The organism is Paraburkholderia sp. SIMBA_054, assembly GCF_046534875.1.
GTDB classification, from domain to species: Bacteria; Pseudomonadota; Gammaproteobacteria; order Burkholderiales; family Burkholderiaceae; genus Paraburkholderia; species Paraburkholderia hospita.
The window spans coordinates 89,675-106,004 of record NZ_JAWRXV010000012.1; the positions used below are offsets into that span (position 1 = coordinate 89,675).

Genomic DNA, 16,330 nt, shown 5'->3' on the forward strand with positions numbered 1-16,330 from the left:
AAAGCTCATAAAGCCCGGTCGCTTGCGGGACGGGGCTTTGCGCGATGCAGCAATTATTGGCGCGCGCTGAAATCGTTATCGGCGACGGGTCAGGCTCGTGGCTTGTCAGGCGCGAGCAGCGTGAGCAACGCGCTTTCGTACACGCGATAGACGGGCGCGATGCTGACGAGTTCGATGCGCTCGTTCGCCGCATGAATGCCTTCGCATTGCACGCCAAAGCCACATAACGCAGGCACGCCGAGCGACGCGAGGTAATTGCCGATGTTTGACGGTCCCGCGACGGCCAGCGTTACACCAGCGCCAAGCTCGTTGCGTGCCGCGTGATACAGCGATTGCGTCATCGGATGCGAATCCGGTACGCGGTACGCGGGCCAGCCCGCGATCCATTCGATCGACGTCGCGAGCGACGCGTCATATCCCGCATCCTGAGTGCGAACGATGCCTTCGATCACGCGCTGCGCTTCTGCGGCATCGAAGCCCGGCGTGAGGCGGCAATCGACGGTGAGTTCGCAACGATCCGGCACGCTGGTGAATGTGCCGTCGCCCGCGCGGATGCCGGTGACGGTCAACTGCGCGGGGCGATCGAATGCGTGGTCCACGGGCAGCGTGGCTTCGTTCAATGCAGCGGCAAGGTGCGCGCCGCGTATCGCCGCATTGAGTCCGCGCGTGCTGCTCGCGCCGGAGTGCGCAGCGACGCCGCGCACGACGAGCTTCGCGCGGATGAACCCGCGCGCGCCGACGATGATGCGGTCGATGCCCGGATAGCCGATCAGCACGCCGTTCGGTCTGGGCGCGTCAGGCGCATCGAAGAACGCGCGGGCGCCGCCGAAACGGCCCGTATGCTCGTCGAGATCGAACAGCACGTCGAGCGTGCCGGAGAGCGCATCTCGCCGCTGCGCGAGCTCAGCGGCGAGATGCGCGAAGATCGCGACAGCCGCCTTGCTGTCGGCGCTGCCGCGTCCGTAGAGCCAGCCGTTTTCGACGTGCGCGGCGAGCGGCGGATAAGTCCACGTCGATTCGTCGCCGAAGCTTGCGGTATCCAGCGTCGCGTTCAGCAGGTAATGCGGGCCAGGGGCCGCGCCGCGTATTTCCACGTGAAGGGCGAGCGGTTGTCCATCGGCGGAAACGAGCCGGCGCGTGCGTACGTCACGCGCGTCAAACCACGCTTTGATGCATTCGAGCACGGGTGCGCGCGCATCGATGCCGCCGCGGCTCGGCACGCGCACGAGCGCCGTCAGCAAATCGACGATCGATGCCGTGTCGACAGCGCCCGTCATCTACTGGCCTTACGAAGCGACACGCCGGTCCGCCGCGCCCTTCACCGGTGCGCCGAGCGCGCGCAACGTTTCCTTCACGGTCGCGACGCGCACGGTGAAATCGGGACTCCGGCTTTCGATACGCAGCTTGTCCTGACCCGCGAGCTTGATGTGCTTGTGTTTCTGCACCATCTCGATGATCCGCATCGCGTCGATGGGCGGATTCGGAATGAACTGCAAGCCGATCACCGCTTCGCCCGCGTCGATCTTCGAGATGCCGAGCGGCTTCGCGGCCAGACGCAAGCGGTGCGTTTCGACGAGCGCATGCGCCTGCGGCGGCATCTTGCCGAAGCGGTCGATCAGCTCTTCCTGAATGCCGTCGATGGCGTCGCTGTGCTCGCAGTTCGCCAGCCGCTTGTACAGCGACAGGCGCTCCTGCACGTCGCCGCAATAGTCGGCGGGCAGAATGGCGGGCGCGTGCAGATTGATCTCCGTCGTCGCCGCCAGAGGTGCCGTAAGGTCCGGCTCCTTGCCGTTCTTCAGCGCCTTGACGGCATCGTTCAGCATGTCGGTGTAGAGCTGGAAGCCGATCTCGTGAATCTCGCCCGACTGCTTGTCGCCGAGCACTTCGCCCGTGCCGCGAATTTCGAGGTCGTGCATCGCGAGATAGAAGCCCGCGCCGAGTTCTTCCATCTGCTGAATGGCTTCCAGCCGCCGTTGCGCCTGCTTCGTCAGCCCTTGCGGATCGTGCACGAGCAGATACGAATACGCCTGGTGATGCGAGCGGCCGACGCGCCCGCGCAACTGATGCAACTGCGCGAGACCGAATTTATCGGAGCGGTGAATCAGGATCGTGTTCGCGCTCGGCACGTCGATGCCCGTTTCGATGATCGTCGTGCACAGCAGCACGTTCGCGCGCTGCGCGACGAAATCGCGCATCACGCGTTCGAGTTCGCGCTCGTGCATCTGTCCGTGCGCCACTGCGATGCGCGCTTCGGGCACGAGCGCTTCGAGCATCTGCCGGCGATTTTCGATCGTCTCGACTTCGTTGTGCAGGAAGTACACCTGACCGCCGCGCTTCAGTTCGCGCAGCATGGCTTCGCGGATCACGCCGTCTTCCTCGCGGCGCACGAAGGTCTTGATCGCGAGGCGCTTTTGCGGCGCCGTCGCGATCACCGAGAAATCGCGCAGGCCTTCCAGCGCCATGCCGAGCGTGCGCGGAATCGGCGTCGCGGTGAGCGTGAGCACGTCGACTTCGGCGCGCAGCGCTTTCAGCGCTTCCTTCTGGCGCACGCCAAAACGGTGTTCCTCGTCGATGACGACGAGCCCCAGCCGCTTGAACTGCACATCCGACGACAGCAGCTTGTGCGTGCCGATCACGATATCGACAGTGCCTTCGTTGATCTGCTGGATCGATGCGCTGACTTCCTTCGTGCTCTTGAAGCGCGACAACTCGGCGATGCGCACGGGCCAGTCGGAGAAGCGGTCGGTGAAGGTCTGCGTGTGCTGTTCGGCGAGCAGCGTGGTGGGCGAGAGCAGCGCGACCTGCTTGCCGCCCATCACCGCGATGAACGCCGCGCGCAACGCGACTTCCGTCTTGCCGAAGCCGACGTCGCCGCAGACGAGGCGGTCCATCGGCTTGCCGCTCGTCATGTCGCCGATCACGGCGGCAATGGCAGCCGCCTGGTCGGGTGTTTCCTCGAAGCCGAAGCTCTCGGCGAACTTCACGTAATCGCGGGGTTCGAGCGCGAACGCATGGCCTTCGCGCGCGGCGCGGCGTGCATAGAGGTTCAGCAGTTCGGCTGCCGTGTCGCGGATCTGCTGCGCGGCCTTGCGCTTGGCCTTTTCCCACTGACCCGAGCCGAGCGCGTGCAGCGGTGCGCTTTCGGGATCGGCGCCGCTGTAGCGCGAGATCACGTGCAGTTGCGCGACGGGCACGTAGAGCTTGCTGTCGCCCTGGTATTCGAGGTGCAGAAACTCGGTTTCACCTTCGCCGAGATCCATCGTCACGAGGCCCATATAGCGGCCGATGCCGTGCTGCGAATGCACGACCGGGTCGCCGACCTTCAATTCCGACAGGTCGCGCACCATCGAATCGACGTTGCTCGCCTGTTCCTGGCGACGGCGTCCCGCGCGTCGTGCGAGCGGACCGTACAGTTCCGTCTCGGTGAGAATCGCGACGCCTTCGCCCGGAATCGCGAAGCCGTTCGCGAGCGGCGCGACGCCGAGCGCGAAGCGCGCGTCGGAGGTCAGCCAGTCGCCGTAGCTGTCGGCGGAAGTGGGGCGCAGCGCGTTGTCCGCGAGCAGTTGCGCGATCGTCTCGCGGCGGCCCGCCGATTCCGCGGCGAACAGCACGCGGTTCGGCGTCGTGGCGAGCCACGCGCGCAAGGCGGCGACGGGATCGTCGGCGTGGCGGTCGATCGCGAGATTGGGCAGTGGCACGGCCCAGCCGCCGCCCGCGTTGCCGGGCAACGACAGGCGCGCGAACGGCTTGGCGAACGTGAAGAAATCTTCGTCCGACAGGAACAGGCGCTGCGGTTCGAGAATCGGCCGGTCGCGGTCGTGCGACAGGAAGTTGTAGCGCTGCTTCGTATCCGCGGTGAAGCGCCGGATGGCGGCGTCCAGATCGCCGACGAACGCGAGCTGCGCGCCTTCAGGCAGGTAGTGGAAGAGCGTCGCCGTCTCTTCGAAGAACAGCGGCAGATAGTATTCGATACCCGCCGACGGCACGCCGTTGCCGATGTCCTTGTAGATCGACGCCCGGCTCGGATCGCCCTCGAACACCTCGCGCCAGCGGCTGCGAAATGCGGTGCGCGCGGGTTCGTCGAACGGAAACTCGCGGCCGGGCAGCAGGCGCACGTCCTTCACAGGGTAGAGGCTGCGCTGCGAATCGGGATCGAACGCGCGGATCGAATCGACCTGGTCGTCGAACAGGTCGATCCGGTACGGCAGCGGCGAGCCCATCGGAAAGAGGTCGATCAGCGAGCCGCGCACGCAGTATTCGCCGGGTCGCACGACCTGGCTCACGTGCTCGTAGCCGGCCAGCGTCAGCTGCGCTTTCAGCTTCGCTTCGTCGAGACGTTCGCCCTGCGAGAACGAGAACGTGTAGGCCGCCATGAAGGAGGCGGGCGGCATCCGGTACAGGGCAGTCGTTGCGGGTACGAGCAGGATGTCGCAGCGTGCTTCGCCCAGGTCGTGCAGCGTCGCGAGACGCTCGGAGACGAGGTCCTGGTGCGGCGAGAACGAGTCGTACGGCAGCGTTTCCCAGTCGGGCAGCAGGCGCACCCGCGCCTCCGGCGCGAAGAACGCGAGTTCCTGCGACAGCCGCTGTGCATCGACGGCGCTCGCGCAGACGACTGCCAGCAGCGGCACCTGCGCCTTGTGCGCGAGGTGGTAGCGCGCTATCAGCAGCGCGTCGGACGAGCCGTGCGTGCCGTCGAACACGAAACGCTGGCCGGCCTTGACCAGCGCGACGGGCGTTGAGGAGGATTGCGTGGATGCGGCGATGTCGGGCATAAAAGGGAAACGGCCTTTGGGTGACGCCAATGAACAACGGTTCAACGATCGACTGCAAACGGATGAGGGCAAACGGAACCGCAAACTGAGCTGCAAACAGCTAAAAGCGGGCTAAAAGCGGCTAAAAACACCACCAGCCCGCAAGACGCGAACCAATGAGCCCCCCCAGCGGACGCCTCGTGGGCGCGTCGCTGGCGGCGCGTGAGCGGCAAGTTTACGCGTGCCGGGGCATGCGTGCCGAAGACCTATTATAAAATCCGTCCTTCACTTTCACCTGCAACGCGTCCGCTCCGTGACTTCCCGCCTCTTTGCACTGATTCCTTGCGCCGGCACCGGCAGCCGTTCGGGCGCGTCGATGCCCAAGCAATATCGAACCGTCGCGGGACGCGACATGCTGTATTACTCGCTTGCCGCGTTCGACGCATGCAGCGAGTTCGCGCAGACGCTCGTCGTGATCGCGCCCGACGACCAGCACTTCGACGCGCGCCGGTTCGCGGGCCTGCGCTTCGCCGTGCGGCGTTGCGGCGGGGCATCGCGGCAGGCTTCCGTGCTCAACGGGCTGCATGCGCTGGCCGAGTTCGGCGCGCGCGACGACGACTGGGTGCTGGTGCACGACGCCGCGCGCCCCGGCATCACGCCCGCGCTGATCCGCGCGCTGGTCGGCACGCTGAAGGACGACGCCGTGGGCGGCATCATGGCGCTGCCCGTGGCGGATACGCTCAAGCGGGTGACGCCCCATACCGACAACCGCATCGATCACACCGAACCGCGTGACGGCCTGTGGCAGGCGCAGACGCCGCAGATGTTCCGCATCGGCATGTTGCGCGAAGCGATTCTGCGCGCGCAAGGCGACGGCCACGATCTCACCGACGAAGCGAGCGCGATCGAATGGTCGGGTCACGCGCCTAAACTGGTTCAAGGCAGCTTGCGCAATTTCAAGGTCACGTATCCGGAAGATTTCGATCTGGCCGAAGCAATACTCGGGCGCGGCACGGCTGGCTGACGGGCGCCTGGCCTGCGTCCTCCCGGCCGGGCGCGCGGCCGTCATGGCTTAAGAATCAATCACAACGCTTTCACGAAACAACGGAACCCCACGCATATGGATTTGAGAATCGGACAAGGCTACGACGTTCACGCATTGGTGCCGGGACGCCCGCTCATCATCGGCGGCGTGACGATTCCGTACGAGCGCGGGCTGCTCGGCCACTCGGATGCCGACGTGCTGCTGCACGCGATCACCGACGCGCTGTTCGGCGCGGCCGCGCTCGGCGATATCGGCCGTCATTTCCCGGATACCGCGACCGAGTTCAAAGGCGCGAACAGCCGCGTGCTGCTGCGCGAATGTGCGGCGCGCATCGCGAAGGCGGGCTTTACGATTCAGAACGTGGACAGCACCGTGATCGCGCAGGCGCCGAAGCTCGCGCCGCATATCGACGGGATGCGCGCGAATATCGCCGAAGACCTGAATCTGCCCATCGATCGCGTCAACGTGAAGGCGAAGACCAACGAAAAGCTCGGCTATCTGGGTCGTGGCGAGGGTATCGAAGCGCAAGCGGCTGCGCTGTTGCTGCGCGCCTGAACGTTGCTGCGTAGTTGCGTAGAGCGGGTCAGATTTGCCTGATCCGCGTGTGCGCGTTTGCGTGAACGTGCATCATTTGCCGGTTTCACACGCTAACGTGCATTAAAAAAATCGATAGTCGCCGTCGCGCATTTTTGTCGATATTTGTCCGCTTAGAGTGGTCCGCATGAAGTCAAGCGGACGGACAACGACGGCGGTCGACACGCACGTCAAACATTCAGGACACGCGACAGGGCACGTACGAGGTCTCAACGGGCTGAGAGCGCTGGCCGTCGTGCTGGTGTTCCTGTCGCATAAGGCGCACGTCGAGACCGTCGACGTCGGCAAGCTCGGTGTCTGGATCTTCTTTCTCATCAGCGGTTTTCTGATCATCGGAGAACTGCATCGCAATCGCGTGCGTATCGAAGCGGGTAGCGCGCGCCGCGAAGCCGTGATGTGCGTGTTCTTCATGAAACGCGCGTTGCGCATCTTCCCGATCTACTACTTGCTGCTGCTCGCGCTGACGATCGCGCATACGCTGTTCTATCAGCGCGATGTCGATCTTGGTTTGGGCTGGCATTACTTCTTTCTGTCCGACTACTGGATCGGCGTGGTGAAGGACGGCTGGCCGGGGACGGTGTCGCACTTCTGGAGTCTCGCCGTCGAGCAGCAGTTCTATCTCGTCGCGCCGTTTCTGCTCGTGCTGACGCCGGCGTCGCGGCATCGGATGGTGTGCGCGCTTGTGGTGCTGGCGGGCGTCGCGGGTCATCTGGCGATGCACGCTGCGGGCGCCAGTGAGCCGCTGATCTACGCGTGCTCGCCGCTGAATTTCGCGGTACTCGCGCTCGGTGGTCTGTGCGGGATGATGGGGCGGGAGAGCGGTCTTGTGCGCGCGGCGGGGCGACTTTCTACGGGCATGGCCGGAGCGCTCGGCGTGCTGGTGTTCGCGACGCAGCCGATATGGAGCAATTGGGCCTTACCGTTTTCAGCCGCCGGTTCCGCGTGGATCGACATCGGCCTTGCGCTCTCACTGTGCGTGCTGTTCGCGTGGATCGTGAACCGCCCGAGCAGCATCGTCGTGTCGGCGCTCGAACTCAAACCGCTCGACTATCTCGGCACGATCAGCTATGGCTTCTATCTGTTTCACAACCTCATTCCGTCGAAGCTCGGCTTCGCTCCAGCCTGGTTCGCGTGGCTGCGCGCGCCCGCATGGATCCACACCTTGAGTGCGCTTACGCTGCAATTCGCGCTTGCCGTGCTGCTCGCGCATCTGTCGTGGCATCTGATCGAGAAGCGGCTGCTCGAACTGAAGAAGCCTTTCGAGGCCGCGATAGGGCGTCGATTGCCAGCGCGTCGTCTGCGCACCCAAACGCAACCGCGATGACTTGTGAATCGCGAAAGCAAAAACGCCACGCATTTGGCGTGGCGTTTTGCTTCAGGCGCGAAGTGCGCGCGGCTTACTTGCCTTCAGCCACGATCACCTGTGCAGCCGCGTTGACGACAGCTGCAATGCGACCCACGTCGCGCAGTTGCGTCGAACTCATGCCTTCGTTGATCAGTGTATCGAAGTGCGACTTCACGCAGAAATGGCACTTGCCGATGATCGACGCGGCCAGCGCGTACATTTCGAAGCGGCGCTTGTCGACGCCGCCATGCGAAGCGTACGCGTTCATCCGCAGGCCGGCCGGCTGCGATTTCAGATCGGCGTTTTCCGTCATCTCGACGTACGGATACCAGACGTTGTTCATGCCCATCAGCGCGGCGGCCGTCAGCGCGCCATTGACTTCTTCCGGCGACAGTACGCCCGCTTCACGGATCGCGGCGATGATCTTCGGGCTCTTCGCAGCGAACGCGGCGGCCAGCGCGACGCCAACGGCATCGTTGCCTTGCAGCGACGAGCGCGCAATCGTGCCGTCCAGATTCAGGCGAATGTCTTTGGCGTAATCAGGAATAAGCTCTTTAATCGCTGCGATGAATTCCATTGATATCTCCTATCAAATTGCCGATAAAAAAGCCCGCTGGCCTTTTCAAGCTTAGCGGGCTTTCAACTGCGAGTCCTTACAGCGTCGCGCCGCCGACAGCGCGGTTGCACGGGCACAGTTCGTCCGTTTGCAGACCGTCCAGAATACGCAGAACTTCTTCCGGGTTACGGCCGACGTTCAGGTTGTTCACCGAAACGTGCTGGATCGTGTTGTCCGGATCGACGATGAACGTGGCGCGCAGTGCGACGCCAGCTTCCTTGTCGCGCACGCCGAGCTGGTCGATCAGTTCGCCCTTGACGTCGCCGAACGCGTAGTGGTTCAGCTTGTTCAGGTCCTTGTGCTCACGGCGCCATGCGAGCTTGACGAATTCGTTGTCGACGCTGCCGCCGAGCAGGACGGCGTCACGCTCTTCGAAGTCCTTGGCCAGCTTGCCGAACTCGACGATTTCCGTCGGGCAAACGAACGTGAAGTCCTTCGGGTAGAAATAGATGATCTTCCACTTGCCCGGGAACGACGATTCGGTGATTTCTTCGAACGCCGATACGCCGTTCTCTTCGTGGTTGTTGAAACCTGGCTTCGCAGCCGTCACGGTAAAGGCTTCGACTTTATCGCCGACAGTTTTCATGCGTTGACTCCTTGAGAATTGGCAAAAGAGATTCACGACAACCCGCTCAAACTACCTGCTGGCTGTAACGAACACGTTACACGCTGAAGACTATAACTCTATTAATCAATCGCATCAATAGTTTTTTTCTAACAAAGTGGATGAATTTTCTCCAACGCGGCGATAGTGCAGTTTGGGAATAATGGGTTTCGCACGAAATCGGGGAAAAGATTGCACAGAAAAGCAGCGGCCTGAAATGGACGCCGGCTGCTTCAGCCGGATTCCTGTCCGTTTCAGACGCTTTTGGCGAGCGGGAACTCGATCGTCACTTCGAGCCCAGGCAGCGGCGTGCGGTTGCGTAGTCGCAACGCGCCCCGATAGCGTCCGACGAGCCGCTGCACGATCGCCATCCCAAGCCCCGTGCCGTTGGCCTGCGTGCGTGCCGAGTTCACGCGGTAGAACGGGCGCGTGACGAGCGCGAGCTGATCTTCGGGAATGCCCGGGCCTTCGTCGACGACCGACAACTCGACTCGCGAATGCGACACCCGCGTCTCAAGAATCACATGCGGGATGCCATCAGACTCGGACAGTCCGTACTTGCGCGCGTTCTCGATCAGATTGCCGACGACTCGGCGGATATCGGTCTCGTCCGCTTCGATCACAGCTGACGGCGCCAGTCGCGTCACCAGCCGCATGCCGTCTTCGCTCGACATGCGCGCAGCCAGTTCTCCAGCGATCACGGAAAGGTCGACAGGTTCCGGCATCCGCTGCACAGGGCGCGCGTAATCCAGGAAGCGCCCGATGATCATGTCCATCTGCTCGATGTCGTCGATCATCGCGTCCTTGGTCGCCTGGTCGGACGGACTCATTTCCGTTTCCAGCCGCAGACGCGCCAGCGGCGTGCGCAGGTCGTGCGAAATGCCAGCGAGCATCAACGCGCGGTCCGCTTCGAGTTGCTCCAGGTCCTGCACCATCTGGTTGAAGCTTCGGTTGGTTTCGGCCGCGACGCCCATGCCGCGTTCCGGCAGCTTCTCCGGCGCCTGGCCGGAACCGACCTTGCGCGCGGCCATCGCGAGCCGCGCGAACGGCCGGTTCACGAGACTCGTGATGAACGCCGCGCCAAATAGCGACAACGCGAGCGCGAAAATACCCCAGCCTGCCCATTGCAGACCCGTCACACTATCGAGCTGATCGCGGTCGAGCGCCACCCAGTAATCGTCGTCGTCGATCTTGAAGCTGATCCACACGCCTGGAATGTCGTTCACCGACTGCGCGATGATCGTGTCGTCACCGAGGCGTCCGCGAATGTCATGCTCGATCAGACGGTTGAGCGATTCATCGGGCTGGAGCTTGTACTTGTCGGTGGTTTCGCGCGGATACACGCGCACGCCTTCATTGCTCTCCAGATCTTGCAGCAGTGCGCGCCGCAGATCGGGATCGGAATAGAGGAGTGCGGTACGCGTGAGCTTGACGATCGCGACGAGCTGCAGCGCGACGCGTTGCGCGCGCGGCTCGCGCTCGATCACACGGAAGCTCTGGAACCAGGCGGCGAGGCTGACCGCGATCAGGAGCGCGATCAGCAGGAACGTTCGCCAGAACAGGCCGCCGAACGCGAGCGTCAGGAGGCGCCGGTCGATCCGCATGCGGCCTTCTTATGGAAGAAGAGAGACAACTGGAACGGCAAATTCAGGCTGCGCCGTCGGGGATGAACACGTATCCCAGACCCCAGACTGTCTGGATGAAGCGCGGGCTGCCCGGGTCCGGCTCGATCAGCTTGCGCAGACGCGAAATCTGCACGTCGAGGCTGCGGTCGAACACTTCGTATTCACGGCCGCGCGCCAGTTCCATCAGCTTTTCGCGCGACAGCGGCTGGCGCGGATGACGCGCGAACACCTTGAGCACCGAGAACTCGCCCGTGGTCAGGGGGATTTCCTGGCCGGCCTTGGTGAGCGTGCGCGTGGCGAGGTTCAGCGCGAACTCGCCGAACTCGAAGACTTCCGACGTCTCCGACGGCGCGCCCGGCAATTCGGACGGCGACTGGCGGCGCAGCACCGCGTGAATGCGCGCGACCAGCTCGCGCGGATTGAACGGCTTGGGCAAGTAGTCGTCAGCGCCCATTTCGAGGCCAACGATACGATCGACATCCTCACCCTTGGCGGTGAGCATGATGATCGGCGTGCGATCGTTGCTGCCGCGCAGACGCCGGCAGATGGAAAGACCGTCTTCGCCCGGCAGCATCAGGTCGAGCACCAGAAGGTCGAAACGTTCACGCACCCACAGCTTGTTCATCGAGGGCGCGTTCTCGGCGACATAAACGTTGAAGCCCTGCTCGCCGAGGTAGCGGCGCAGCAGATCGCGCAGACGCGGGTCGTCATCGACGACGAGGATTTTCGAGGGGTTTTTGGTTTCCATGGTCGGCATCTTAGCGCGATTAGAGAGAGGTGCACGTTTGCACCAATTATCACGTAACAGTCAGTTACAAAATTTACCCGGCCTGTGGCACGACGTAAAGGCTTGGCGCTTACACTCCTTTACTGTTTGCGCCAGTTCGGTAGATACTTCACTCGAATAAAGCTCTCGCACCCGGTTTCAAGCCGGAGTCAATACACGTATCTGAGGTTGCCGGTTGCCGCGCCACGAAGGGAAAAAGATGAAGGGAGGGGTCTGGCCGAACGTGCGCCTGAGCGTGATCGCTGTCGCTGTTGCGATCGTGTTCGCGAACGCGTTAAGCCCGGTTCCCGCTTATGCCGATTCCTCGACGGACCGCAACACCGACACGCGCCCGCCCCAGCGCCCGCATACGCGCTCGGGTCGCCAGCCGCACAATCCCGACGCGGATCGTCCCGCATCCGACGCGATCATGCGAGCAACCGCCGTGCCGCCCGATCTGGATCAACGTCGGCGCGACGGACATATGACGCCTGAAGAACGACGTTTGTTGCGGCAGCATATCGAAGACGCCGTTCGCGAACTGTACAAGCGCTGACGCCCGGTTTTCACGCACAGCGACCGACCGTCGGCGCTTCGGCACGACGGCCGTGCGTTTGCCGTTGGTGTCGGGCAAAGTCATTCATCCAGTGAGGCATCGATGAAGCGACGCGAGTTTCTGACGATGGCAGCGGCAGCGAGCGCCTCGCTATCGATGCCGCGCGTGTTCGCCGCGCCGCACGCAAGCAGCGGCATATCGACGCAACTGGATGCGGGCGCAACGGGTCGCGCGCCGGGCAAGCTGCTTATCCTGATCGAACTGAAGGGCGGAAACGACGGTTTGAACACCGTCATTCCTTTCGCCGATTCCACTTACTACGCGCTGCGTGAACACATCGCGATACCGCGCGACCGTGTGCTGCCGCTGGACGAGCGTACGGCGCTGCATCCCGCGATGCGTGCGCTGCTGCCTCTCTGGCGCGATGAACAACTGGCTGTCGTGCAGGGTGTCGGTTGCGCGCAGGATCATATATCGCATTTCCGCTCGACGGAGATCTGGGACACGGCATCGTGCGCCGATGTGTATCGGCGCGACGGCTGGCTGACGCGTGCGGTCGGGCAATGCGCCGCGATGCAGCGAGGCGTTGCGGCGGCATCATTCGGCAGCGTGGAGTCGGGGCCGTTCGCCGGTTCCGCGGATCGTGTCGAGACCGATGAGGTGTGGGCGCGTGTCGATGACCCCGATGCCGCGCCGCACGTCGAAGGGATCGACGCGGACGAAGGCGAAGGCGAGGGCGCGCGCGTTTCCGGCGCCACGCGAGCACTTCAGGTGAGCGCGCCGACGCTTCGGGATTCGATCGATGCCGCGCTGCGCACGATCGTAGACCGGACGCAGCCGCATACGTGCGGCGCGATTCGGCTAACGCTCGATGGTTTCGACACGCACAGCAATCAGCCCGCGCGGCACGCGGCTTTGCTCGAGCAGCTCGCCGAAGGCTGCGCGACGCTTCGCGCGGAATTGACGCGACGCGGCCGCTGGCGCGACACGCTCATCATGACGTACTCGGAATTCGGCCGCTCCGCGCGCGAGAACATTCATCGTGGCACCGGGCATGGCGGCGGCGCCGCGCATTTCGTGCTGGGTGGTCAGGTGCGTGGAGGCTTGTACGGTCGCGCGCCCGATCTCGCGCGATTAAATAGCGCCGGCAATCTGCCTGTCGAGATCGACTTCAGGCAGCTCTACGCGACCGCGCTTGGCCCGTTCCTGAATCTGGATGCAAACGCGGTCCTTCAGGACGACGTCCCGCCGCTGCCATTGCTACGCACGTAAATGTCAGTGCTTGCGCGCCGCTCGCCACGCGACCCACAGCTTGCGGATCGGCGTGAGCGCGATGCGTTGATGAAGCACGCGGTAGCCGTCGCGCTCGATCTCGTCGAGCAACGCCAGCGCCAGTGCGGCCAACGCGCGCAGCGTGCGCTGCGAGTGACGCTCGCCGACGGGTAGCGCATCGAGCGCCTTGCGGATCGCGTCGCGGGCGCGCGTTGTCTGGAAGCGCATCAGCTCGGTGAACGCGTCCGTGTACTTGCGGTTGATCAGATCCGCCGCCGTCACGTTGTAGCGCTGCATCTCGTCGATGGGAATGTAGATGCGGCCATGCCGCGCGTCGTTGCCGAGTTCGACGACGATCTGCGCGAGCATCAAGGCCTCGCCGAGCGGTGCGGCCCACACTTGCGCCTGCGACGGATCGCGCGCCGTCGCGCGCGCAACCACAGATGCGAAGTTGCCGCCGACCCCAGCCATATAGCGGCGCAGGTTCGGATAGTCGAGATAGCGCGCCTGGTCGAGGTCCATCTCGAAGCCCGCGATCAACGCCTGCAACGTGGGATATTCAGCCTGCACGTCGGGCAGATGCACAGCGAGCGCCTGCGACACAGGGTGCGTCGGTTCGCCTGCTGCGAGCGCTGCTGCTTCCTTTTGCCACCACGCGAGCTTCGTGCGTCCGATCGTCGGATCGGTCGTTTCCTTCACGGTTTCTTCGAACTCGCGACGCAGCGCGAACAGCGCGGTGAGCAACGGCTGCCGCGCGACGGGCGCCTGGCGCAGTGCGTAGTAGGTGCTCGAGCCGGGAGGCGCTGCTTTCTGCAGGCAGTATTCGTCGAAATTCACTGGGATTGGCTTGTGGGGAGGCGGTCGCGCACGGCTGTGCACGAGAGACCGAAAATTGTAGCATCGACCGTATTCGACAGATGCAGACAAGCGCAGACCAATCGGTTAGAATCTCGCGCTTACGCTTTTGGCGGTGCCGCGATCGGACGTGGCTTTTTCGACGCGTTCGTTCGTGGCGGTGACGGGTCTGATCCTACAGGTTCGGATTTGTCCGCGCGAACTACACCGCGATGAAATCGCAGCGTCCATTCGCCGGCGAGACATCGGGTGTTGCACCTCACGCATCGCCCGGCTGCGAGGATGGCGAAATTGGTAGACGCACCAGGTTTAGGTCCTGACGCCCGCAAGGGTGTAGGGGTTCGAGTCCCCTTCCTCGCACCACTTTTTTCTCATTGCTGTACACAAAACCCCGCCCGTATCCGACGCGCGGGGTTTTTTGTTTTTACGCGCCGACACGACAATCGCGCAGACTCGCACCCGGCCAATCGACGCACACAAAAACCCCCGCGCGAAGGCGGGGCTGGCTCATCACATTGACGATCCGAGGCTGCTTAGTGGCAGCGCTTTTCCCAGTGATGATGCACTTTTACCTTATGGCACTCGTGATGGTAGTCGTTTGCGAATGCCGACGACATGCTCACGAAACCAGCGGCAGCGGCGACGAGTGCCAGAACAACCTTCTTCATTTTCGATCCTTAAAATCAGAGAGATAAAGCGAGCGGCGATCGTAGCAAGTCAGGTTTACGATTCGCTTGGACTCAGTCGTTCCGTGCGTCAAGTACGCTGTATATCGCGAAGCGCGACCATCGACCTATCTGGTTGCACGCACAACCAGATTCTCCTATCCTGCGCTGAAATGATCTACGATCCTTTAGCTCATCGAAGCGCAAGAAGAGGAGCGTGCAAATGGCATCAACCGATGTTCGACTACCCTCAGACATCGGCGCGCATGCCGACGCGGAGCGCGCGCTGCGCGTGACACTCGCAGGCACGTATCGCGTGTTCGCGATGCTCGGCTGGACCGAGTTGATCTACAACCACATCACCGTGCGCGTGCCCGGCACGCACAGCCATTTCCTGATCAACCCGTTCGGCCTGCACTACACGGAAGTCACGGCGTCGAACCTGGTGAAGATCGATGTCGACGGGAATGTGCTCGACGACTCGCCGCATCCCGTGAATCCGGCGGGCTTCGTCGTGCATGCCGCGATTCATCGCGCGTTGCCCGATGCGCATTGCGTGATGCACACGCATACAACGGCGGGGCTTGCCGTCGCATGCTCGCAGTCGGGTCTCGTCAACAACAATTTCTATTCGGCGCAACTGCACGGAATGGTCGCGTATCACGACTTCGAAGGCATTACCGTGCGCGCCGACGAAGGGCCGCGCCTCGTTGCGAATCTCGGCGACAAACGTTTGTTGATCTTGCGCAATCACGGCCTGCTATCGATTGGCGAAACGATCGCGCAAGCCTTCGCGCGGCTCTGGACGCTCAACCGGGCTTGCGACATTCAATTGGCAACGGCGACGCTCGGACCCGCGCGCTGATCGGCGACGAGATCGCCGCGCGCTGCACGCGCGACTCACTGCAGTTCGATCCGCGGCATGGCGCAGGAGAAGATGTGCTGAAAGCGTTGCTGCGTCAGGTCGATCGGATCGATCCGTCGTATCGCGAGTAGAAGCGTGAAAGTCGCCGTGCGAGACGCGTACGCGGGCGGACTTGTGAATGAGTGTTTAAGGAATTAGGTAACAACGGAGTCGACGGCGCCACGCAAGCGCCGATGAGCGTTCGCTCCAGACTCCGTCTGACCTGACTACGCTGCGTTACGCGCGATCGCGGTTTCGATCACCTTGTCGAGTGCTTCGCTGAGCGCGACCTTCTCGCGGTCGTCGAGGCAATCGAACAGATCGGTGTTCCACTTGCGCGCGATGGGCATCACCTTGCGATAGAGCGCACGGCCTTCCGCGGTCAACGATACGAGCACCACGCGGCCATCGTCCGCGCTCGCTTCGCGTTGCACGAGGCCTTGTCTGATCAAGGCTTCGGCTGCACGGCTCGCCTGACTCTTGTCGAGGTTCGCGTGGCGCGCGAGGTCCATGATCGAGAATGGTCCGAACGATCCAACCGATGCAATCACGCGCGCCTCGGGCAGCGTCACGTCGAGCTTGGCCATATACCGTTCGCTGATGCCCCGCTCGGAAAGTTTATTCAGCACGTGCAGACGATACGTCAGAAACTGTTCGAGTCCGGCTTTATCGGAGGCCTTCATGGTCTTCCCGTTGTGAGTGGATGCAGTCCGGTGATGTGATTGTTGCTGC

The 16,330-nt window shown here is 63.1% G+C and carries 14 protein-coding genes, 1 tRNA gene and 1 pseudogene; 7 read left to right on the forward strand and 9 right to left on the reverse strand.

The window, feature by feature from the left end; translation table 11 throughout:
* Window positions 1-89 precede the first annotated feature (89 nt).
* Both SB822_RS16755 and mfd read right to left on the reverse strand, forming a co-directional pair.
* Window positions 90-1,277, reverse strand: a complete 1,188-nt coding sequence (locus SB822_RS16755; RefSeq protein ID WP_090835208.1) for a M20 family metallopeptidase — start codon at window positions 1,275-1,277, stop codon at window positions 90-92.
* A gap of 9 nt (window positions 1,278-1,286) precedes the next feature.
* Window positions 1,287-4,772: a transcription-repair coupling factor gene (gene mfd / locus SB822_RS16760; RefSeq protein ID WP_090835206.1), complete on the reverse strand. Its 3,486-nt coding sequence runs from the start codon at window positions 4,770-4,772 to the stop codon at window positions 1,287-1,289.
* Between the two features lie 292 nt (window positions 4,773-5,064).
* On the opposite strand from mfd, the gene ispD reads away from it, so the two are divergent.
* From ispD to SB822_RS16775, 3 genes are all read left to right on the forward strand, one after another.
* Window positions 5,065-5,775 carry a 2-C-methyl-D-erythritol 4-phosphate cytidylyltransferase gene (gene ispD / locus SB822_RS16765; protein WP_007585869.1) on the forward strand — a complete coding sequence of 237 codons (711 nt, stop codon included), beginning with the start codon at window positions 5,065-5,067 and terminating at the stop codon, window positions 5,773-5,775.
* A gap of 96 nt (window positions 5,776-5,871) precedes the next feature.
* Window positions 5,872-6,351, forward strand: coding sequence for a 2-C-methyl-D-erythritol 2,4-cyclodiphosphate synthase (gene ispF / locus SB822_RS16770; protein WP_007737832.1), 480 nt, complete (start codon window positions 5,872-5,874; stop codon window positions 6,349-6,351).
* Between the two features lie 166 nt (window positions 6,352-6,517).
* Window positions 6,518-7,714 (forward strand): acyltransferase family protein, encoded by a 1,197-nt coding sequence (locus tag SB822_RS16775; RefSeq protein ID WP_090835203.1) that lies wholly within the window; start codon window positions 6,518-6,520, stop codon window positions 7,712-7,714.
* 73 nt (window positions 7,715-7,787) lie between these two features.
* On the opposite strand, the gene SB822_RS16780 is transcribed toward SB822_RS16775, so the two are convergent.
* The 4 genes from SB822_RS16780 to ompR form a co-directional block, all read right to left on the reverse strand.
* Complete coding sequence (locus SB822_RS16780) at window positions 7,788-8,312, reverse strand: carboxymuconolactone decarboxylase family protein (protein WP_007585875.1); 525 nt, start codon at window positions 8,310-8,312, stop codon at window positions 7,788-7,790.
* 76 nt (window positions 8,313-8,388) lie between these two features.
* Window positions 8,389-8,937, reverse strand: a complete 549-nt coding sequence (locus SB822_RS16785; protein ID WP_007585877.1) for a peroxiredoxin — start codon at window positions 8,935-8,937, stop codon at window positions 8,389-8,391.
* 272 nt (window positions 8,938-9,209) lie between these two features.
* Window positions 9,210-10,559 (reverse strand): ATP-binding protein, encoded by a 1,350-nt coding sequence (locus SB822_RS16790; protein ID WP_007585878.1) that lies wholly within the window; start codon window positions 10,557-10,559, stop codon window positions 9,210-9,212.
* A gap of 43 nt (window positions 10,560-10,602) precedes the next feature.
* Complete coding sequence (gene ompR / locus SB822_RS16795; RefSeq protein WP_007585880.1) at window positions 10,603-11,337, reverse strand: two-component system response regulator OmpR; 735 nt, start codon at window positions 11,335-11,337, stop codon at window positions 10,603-10,605.
* Window positions 11,338-11,566: 229 nt separating this feature from the next.
* Here ompR and SB822_RS16800 point away from each other — a divergent pair, with 229 nt between their 5' ends.
* Together SB822_RS16800 and SB822_RS16805 are read left to right on the forward strand one after the other, a co-directional pair.
* The gene (locus tag SB822_RS16800) at window positions 11,567-11,902 is read left to right on the forward strand and encodes a hypothetical protein (protein ID WP_090835339.1); all 336 of its coding nucleotides are present in this window, start codon (window positions 11,567-11,569) and stop codon (window positions 11,900-11,902) included.
* Window positions 11,903-12,004: 102 nt separating this feature from the next.
* Window positions 12,005-13,174 carry a DUF1501 domain-containing protein gene (locus tag SB822_RS16805; RefSeq protein ID WP_090835199.1) on the forward strand — a complete coding sequence of 390 codons (1,170 nt, stop codon included), beginning with the start codon at window positions 12,005-12,007 and terminating at the stop codon, window positions 13,172-13,174.
* Between the two features lie 3 nt (window positions 13,175-13,177).
* On the opposite strand, the gene SB822_RS16810 is transcribed toward SB822_RS16805, so the two are convergent.
* Window positions 13,178-14,011, reverse strand: coding sequence for a squalene/phytoene synthase family protein (locus tag SB822_RS16810; RefSeq protein ID WP_090835197.1), 834 nt, complete (start codon window positions 14,009-14,011; stop codon window positions 13,178-13,180).
* A 294-nt stretch (window positions 14,012-14,305) separates the two neighbouring features.
* On the opposite strand from SB822_RS16810, the gene SB822_RS16815 reads away from it, so the two are divergent.
* Window positions 14,306-14,392: transfer RNA gene (locus SB822_RS16815), tRNA-Leu, on the forward strand.
* A 170-nt stretch (window positions 14,393-14,562) separates the two neighbouring features.
* On the opposite strand, the gene SB822_RS16820 is transcribed toward SB822_RS16815, so the two are convergent.
* Window positions 14,563-14,697: a hypothetical protein gene (locus SB822_RS16820; protein ID WP_007737843.1), complete on the reverse strand. Its 135-nt coding sequence runs from the start codon at window positions 14,695-14,697 to the stop codon at window positions 14,563-14,565.
* A gap of 220 nt (window positions 14,698-14,917) precedes the next feature.
* Between SB822_RS16820 and SB822_RS16825 the strand changes: the two are divergent.
* Window positions 14,918-15,690: pseudogene (locus SB822_RS16825) on the forward strand (class II aldolase/adducin family protein).
* A gap of 135 nt (window positions 15,691-15,825) precedes the next feature.
* Here the strand turns inward: SB822_RS16825 and SB822_RS16830 are convergent.
* Entirely contained in the window at window positions 15,826-16,281 is a 456-nt protein-coding gene (locus SB822_RS16830) for a MarR family winged helix-turn-helix transcriptional regulator (protein WP_007585886.1), read from the reverse strand.
* Window positions 16,282-16,330 lie beyond the last annotated feature (49 nt).